Origin of the sequence: Enterobacter cloacae complex sp. 6730903 (assembly GCF_048283985.1) — a bacterium.
Lineage (GTDB): Bacteria > Pseudomonadota > Gammaproteobacteria > Enterobacterales > Enterobacteriaceae > Enterobacter > Enterobacter hormaechei_C.
This window is the reverse complement of the sequence record NZ_JBLVXX010000010.1, coordinates 88,963-95,787: the sequence shown is the minus strand read 5'-3', so window position 1 is coordinate 95,787 and position 6,825 is coordinate 88,963. Positions and strand designations below refer to the sequence as shown.

General features: G+C 59.8%; 3 protein-coding genes and 1 pseudogene. All 4 read right to left on the bottom strand.

Going from position 1 to position 6,825, the window contains the following annotated elements; translation table 11 throughout:
* Positions 1-114: 114 nt before the first annotated feature.
* Positions 115-795, bottom strand: coding sequence for a respiratory nitrate reductase subunit gamma (gene narI / locus ACNQ0W_RS07625; RefSeq protein ID WP_062933004.1), 681 nt, complete (start codon positions 793-795; stop codon positions 115-117).
* Positions 792-1,487 carry a nitrate reductase molybdenum cofactor assembly chaperone gene (narW, locus tag ACNQ0W_RS07620; RefSeq protein ID WP_062933005.1) on the bottom strand — a complete coding sequence of 232 codons (696 nt, stop codon included), beginning with the start codon at positions 1,485-1,487 and terminating at the stop codon, positions 792-794. The genes narI and narW overlap by 4 nt, the downstream gene beginning before the upstream one ends.
* Positions 1,487-3,031: a nitrate reductase subunit beta gene (narH, locus tag ACNQ0W_RS07615; RefSeq protein WP_022651229.1), complete on the bottom strand. Its 1,545-nt coding sequence runs from the start codon at positions 3,029-3,031 to the stop codon at positions 1,487-1,489. The genes narW and narH overlap by 1 nt, the downstream gene beginning before the upstream one ends.
* Positions 3,028-6,767 (bottom strand): annotated as a pseudogene (locus ACNQ0W_RS07610) (nitrate reductase subunit alpha). The gene narH and the pseudogene ACNQ0W_RS07610 overlap by 4 nt, the downstream one beginning before the upstream one ends.
* Between the last annotated feature and the right edge of the window lie 58 nt (positions 6,768-6,825).

Below are 6,825 nucleotides of genomic sequence, written 5' to 3'. Positions count from 1 at the left end.
TGTTTATTACACCAACCCCCCCTCCTCAAAAAACGCGGGGGGGCTCCGGCTTCTAGGGGCCTCAGGGTCGTTGAGCCGGGGGGGGGGGGGGCCCCCCCCCCCCACCCGACAAAATCAACGGCGCGATCTCACCACCTGATACCGACGAGTGAAATACTCAAACGGCGCGCTCCAGACATGCACCAGGCGGGTGAACGGGAAGATAAGGAAGATCGTCATCCCCAACACCAGATGCACGCGGAAAATCGGCGCAACGCCGCTCAGCATTTCCGACGAGCCGCCCCTGAACGTCACGATCCCCTGCGCCCAGCCGACCAGCTTCATCATCTCGCTTCCGTCAGGATACTGGGCGGAGAAAGGAATGGTCGACAGCCCAAGGATGCACTGAAGCAGCAGGATACTCATGATAATAATATCCGGCGTGGTGGACGTGGCACGCACCCGCTGGTTGAACAGGCGGCGGATCAGCAGCATCGACCCGCCAATCAGCGTCAGCACCCCGCAAATCCCCCCCGCAATCATGGCTAACTGCTGTTTAACCGCGATGGGTAAAAACCAGGCGTACATCCAGTGCGGGGTTAACATGCCGAACAGGTGCCCGAAGAAGATCCCCAGAATGCCGATATGAAACAGGTTAGAACCCCAGTTCATCCCGCGCTTGCTGAGCATCTGGCTTGATGAGGCGCGCCAGGTGTACTGCCCGTAGTCGTAGCGCAACCAGCTACCGAGGAAAAACACGGTGGCGCAGATGTAGGGGTAAATGTCATAGAAAAATACGTTCAGGTAATGTGTCATTTTGGGCCTCCGGCGCTGACGTCCACGTACTGCGGCGCGACGTCCTGGCTAAAGCGTCGTTGATATTGCTGCATCGGCGAGCTGTCGCACGATGTGGCGTTGTCTTCAATAAACTTCACCTGTTCCTCTTCCCACACGGCGTCCAGCGCCTGACGGGTATCATCCCGTTTTTCACCGGACACCTGTTTCGCCACGCTGTCGCTGGAAAGGCGCGTTCCGGCCAGCGTCAGCAGGGCGTCAAACAGCTGGTAATGCGCCACGCCGCGCTGTTTCAGGCGGCCACCAATCAGCGCCAGGATCGGCGCGACGTTTTGCAGCCCTTCACGCGCCTCGTCATCGCTGACGATACTGAGATATTCCAGATAGAGCGGCAGATAGTCCGGCAGCTCGCGGCAGTCAAGCTGAAGGCCAGCTTTCTCATACTGGCTCATGAGATCGACCATCGCCTGACCGCGATCGCGAGACTCGGCGTGAACGTGCTCGAACAGCAGGAGCGACGTTGCGCGCCCGCGCTCGAAGACTTCACACCATTCGGCCTGCTTATCCAGCAGAGGGGCGCTCAGATGCTGCTGCGCAAACGACAGCAGCATGGGCGCGTCCTGTTCCACCAGGGAAAGCGCTTCGTCACGGTTTTCCCACAGCAGCTCATCGGGATACTCAATGAGCAGCGCGATGATTTTGAGGATCTGCATTACTCTCCCTCCCCGTGATCGCGCACTTCGGTGATGTTGATCGCATCGATGCGGCTGCTGTTGAAGAGGTTGAATTTGGTGTCGGAGCCGTGGCAGCCGTCGCCAAAGGTGAAGCCGCAGCCGTTTTTCTCCGGGAAGGCGTCGCGCGCCATTTCTCGGTGGCTGGTCGGGATCACGAAGCGGTCTTCGTAGTTGGCAATCGCCAGATAGCGGTACATCTCCTCAACCTGTGCTTCGGTCAGGCCCACTTCTTCGATGGCGCGAGTATCAGTCACGCCTTCCACGGTCTGGGAGCGTTTGTAGTGGCGCATCGCCATCATGCGCTTCAGGGCGCGCAGCACCGGCCCGGTATCGCCCGCGCTGAGCATGTTTGCCAGGTACTGCACCGGAATGCGCAGGCTTTCGACAGCAGGCAGCACGCCGTCGCTCTGCGGCAGACCACCCGCGTCCGCGTAGGACTGAATCGGTGACAGCGGCGGCACATACCAGACCATCGGCAGGGTGCGGTATTCCGGATGCAGCGGCAGGGCAAGCTTCCAGTCCATCGCCATTTTGTAAACCGGGGAACGCTGTGCCGCGTCGATGACGTTCTGCGGAATACCCTGTTTCAGCGCTTCCTCAATCACCGCCGGATCGTTCGGGTTAAGGAACACGTCGCACTGGCGCTCGTACAGGTCGGTCTCATGCTCGGTGCTCGCTGCCTCCTCGATACGGTCCGCATCGTACAGCAGCACGCCGAGATAGCGGATGCGCCCGACGCAGGTTTCCGAGCAGACGGTCGGCTGGCCGGATTCAATGCGCGGATAGCAGAAGATGCATTTTTCTGATTTGCCGCTCTTCCAGTTGAAGTAGATTTTCTTGTACGGGCAGCCGCTGATGCACAGACGCCAGCCGCGGCATTTGTCCTGGTCGATCAGCACAATGCCGTCCTCTTCGCGCTTGTAAATCGCACCGCTCGGGCAGGTGGCGACGCAGCTCGGGTTCAGGCAGTGCTCGCACAGGCGCGGCAGGTACATCATGAAGGTGTTTTCAAACTGGCCGTACATCTCCTTCTGGATCTTCTGGAAGTTGCGGTCGCGGGCACGTTTTTCGAATTCGCCGCCCAGCAGCTCCTCCCAGTTTGGCCCCCATTTGATTTTATCCATTCGCTTGCCGTCGATCAGCGAACGCGGGCGGGCGGTAGGGAGGTGGTCCCCCTCCGGCGCACGGTGCAGATCCTGGTAATCGAAGGTGAAGGGCTCATAGTAATCGTCAATCTGTGGCAGGACGGGGTTGGCGAAAATCTTCGACAGCACGCCCATTTTGCCGCCGAGGCGCGGCGTCAGCTTGCCGTGAATGCCGCGGATCCAGCCGCCTTGCCACTCATCCTGATCTTCCCAGTTTTTCGGATAGCCGATGCCCGGTTTGGTTTCGACGTTGTTGAACCACGCGTACTCCATCCCTTCGCGCCCGGTCCAGACGTTCTTACAGGTGACCGAGCAGGTGTGGCAGCCAATGCATTTATCGAGATTCAGTACCATGCCGACCTGTGAGCGTATTTTCATTTTTTCGCCTCCTGTACCTGATCCCGACCTTCGCCGTCCAGCCAGTTAATGTTTTTCATTTTGCGGATCATGATGAACTCGTCGCGGTTCGAGCCGACGGTGCCGTAATAGTTGAAGCTGTACGCCAGCTGCGCGTAGCCGCCGATCATGTGGGTCGGTTTCGGGCAGACGCGGGTGACCGAGTTGTGGATCCCGCCGCGCCGTCCGGTCACTTCTGACCCCGGAATGTTAAGGATGCGCTCCTGAGCGTGGTACATCATGGTCATGCCCGGCGGCACGCGCTGGCTGACCACCGCGCGGGCGGTGAGGGCGCCGTTGGCGTTAAAGGCTTCGATCCAGTCGTTGTCCTCAATGCCCAGCTCGCGCGCGTCGGTTTCGCTGATCCAGACGATTGGCCCCCCGCGCGACAGGGTCTGCATCAGCAGGTTTTCGCTGTAGGTGGAATGAATGCCCCATTTCTGGTGCGGCGTCAGGAAGTTAAGCGCTTTTTCCGGGAAGCCGTTCGGCGGGATTTCGCGCATATGGGTAACGCTGCGGGTGTCAATCGGTGGACGATAAGCCACCAGACTCTCCCCAAAGGCGCGCATCCAGGCATGATCCTGATACAGCTGCTGGCGGCCCGAAATCGTGCGCCACGGGATCAGCTCGTGAACGTTGGTATAGCCTGCGTTATAGGAGACGTGCTCGCTCTCAAGGCCGGACCACGTCGGGCTGGAGATAATTTTGCGCGGCTGCGCCTGAATATCGCGGAAGCGGATTTTCTCATCTTCTTTGTTCAGCGCCAGATGGGTGTGATCGCGCCCGGTCAGTTCGCCGAGGGCTTCCCAGGCTTTGACCGCAACCTGACCGTTAGTTTCTGGCGCAAGGGCGAGGATCACCTCTGAAGCGTCAATGGCGGTCTCGATGCGCGGACGTCTTTCGCCGGGCCGTCGGCCTTGACGTAATTGAGCTTGCCGAGGAAATCGACCTCATTCTGGGTGTTCCACGATATGCCTTTTCCGCCGTTACCGAGCTTGTCCAGCAGCGGCCCAAGGGCCGTAAAGCGCTCGTAGGTTTCCGGGTAGTTACGCTCGACCACGGCGATGTTCGGTGCCGTTTTGCCGGGGATCAGATCGCACTCGCCTTTGCGCCAGTCCAGAATATCAAACGGCTGCGACAGCTCCCCCGGGGAGTCATGCTGAAGCGGCTGTAGCACCACGTCAGTTTCAGTGCCGAGATGCCCGACGCATACTTCAGAGAAGACTTTGGCGATGCCCTTGTAGATCTCCCAGTCGCTGCGGGACTCCCACGCCGGGTCCACGGCGGCGGAAAGCGGGTGAATAAACGGATGCATGTCCGAGGTATTCATATCGTCTTTTTCATACCAGGTGGCGGTGGGCAGGACGATATCCGAGAACAGGCAGGTGCTGGACATACGGAAATCGAGCGTCACCAGCAGATCCAGCTTGCCCTCAATGGCGGCGGTTTGCCATTCCACTTCCTCGGGCTTCACGTCGTCCGTTGAGCCTAAATCCTCACCCTGAATACCGCTCTCGGTGCCAAGCAGGTATTTCAGCATGTATTCATGGCCTTTCCCGGACGAACCGAGCAGGTTAGAACGCCAGACGAACAGGTTGCGCGGGTGGTTCTTGCCGTTATCCGGCTGTTCGCAGGCGAAGCGAATATCACCCGATTTTAACGCCTGCACGGTGTAATCCTGCGGCGACATGCCGGCGGCGTCGGCGCGAGCTTTCACGTGCAGCGGGTTGAGGTTGAGCTGCGGCGCGGAAGGGAGCCAGCCCATGCGCTCGGCGCGGACGTTGAAATCTATCAGGTGACCGGTAAATTTCGATGCGTCTGCAAGGGGAGAAAGCAGTTCCTGTGCGGTGAGCTTCTCATAGCGCCACTGGCTGGCGTGGTTGTAAAAGTACGATGTGCTGTTCATCTGGCGCGGCGGACGGTTCCAGTCCAGCGCGAAGGCCAGCGGCAGCCAGCCGGTTTGCGGGCGCAGCTTCTCCTGGCCCACGTAGTGCGACCAGCCGCCGCCGCTCTGCCCGACGCAGCCGCAGAAGACCAGCATGTTGATCATCCCGCGGTAGTTCATATCCATGTGGTACCAGTGGTTCACACCGGCCCCGAGGATGATCATCGAACGACCGTGGGTTTTGTGCGCCGTGTCGGCAAATTCACGGGCGATTTTTTCTATCAGGTAAGCGGGGACGCCGGTAATTTGTTCGCCCCAGGCCGGGGTGTAGGCTTTTATCTCGGCGTAGTTTGTCGCCGCGTTACGGTCTTCCAGACCGCGATCGAGGCCGTAGTTTGCGAGCACCAGATCGTACACGCTCACCACGCGTCTCTGGCTGCCGTCGGCCAGCGTCAGGGTTTTACTCGGTACGCGGCGCGTCAGCACTGGCTCCTGCTTCACGCTGCGGAAATGCGGATTCTCGTTGCCCCCGAAGTAAGGGAAGGCCACGTCTGCCACGCTGTCGTGGGTGATGAGCAGGGAAAGCGTCAGCTCGGTTTCCTGTCCCGCGGCCAGCGACTCCAGGTTCCATTTGCCTTTTTCACCCCAGCGGAAGCCGATAGATCCGTTCGGCGCCACCAGATTTCCGGCCACGTCAAAGGCGATGGTTTTCCACTCCGGATTATTGGTTTCACCCAGCCCGTCGGCCAGATCCGACGCGCGAAGCATGCGGCCCGGCACCACGCGACCGTCAGCCTGTTCATCCAGCAGAACCAGCATTGGCATGTCGGTGTAGCGGCGGCAATAGTTGAGGAAGTACTCGCTCGGGTTATCGAGGTGGAACTCTTTGAGGATCACATGCCCCATCGCCATGGCAAGGGCGCTGTCGGTACCCTGTTTGGGGGCCAGCCACTGGTCGCTGAGCTTCGCCACCTCCGAGAAGTCCGGCGTGATGGCGACGGTCTTGGTGCCTTTGTAACGCACTTCGGTAAAGAAGTGGGCGTCCGGGGTGCGCGTCTGCGGCACGTTTGAGCCCCAGGCAATGATATAGCTGGAGTTGTACCAGTCCGCCGATTCCGGCACGTCGGTCTGTTCGCCCCAGGTCATCGGCGACGCCGGAGGCAGATCGCAGTACCAGTCATAGAAGCTCAGGCAGGTGCCGCCGAGCAGGGAGAGATAGCGCGTACCGGCGGCATAAGAGACCATCGACATCGCCGGGATGGGGGAAAAACCGGCTACCCGATCCGGGCCGTAGTTTTTGATGGTCCAGACGTTAGCGGCAGCAATCAGCTGGTTAAGCTCTTTCCAGTTTGAGCGGATAAAACCGCCTTTTCCGCGCGCTTTCCTGTAGCTCTGCGCTTTCTGCGGATCGTTCTGAATGGCATCCCAGGCCAGCACCGGATCGGTATGCTGCGCCAGCGCCTCGCGCCAGAGTTCGATCAGCCTGCGGCGTACCAGCGGGTACTTGAGACGGTTGGCGCTATAGAGATACCAGGAGTAACTTGCGCCACGCGGGCAGCCGCGCGGTTCGTGGTTAGGCAGGTCAGGGCGGGTGCGCGGGTAGTCGGTCTGCTGGGTTTCCCAGGTCACCAGGCCATTTTTGACATAAATCTTCCAGCTACAGGAGCCGGTGCAGTTAACGCCGTGGGTGGATCGCACAATTTTATCGAACTGCCAGCGCTGACGGTAGCTGTCCTCCCAGTCGCGGTTGGTGTGGTACACCTGCCCGTGCCCATCGGCGAAACTGTCGCCTTTTGTTTTGAAGTAACGGAAGCGGTCCAACAGTTTGCTCATGACATTTCTCCTGCTTCGATAGCATGGCCGGAGGGTGAGACATCACGCTCCGGCGAAG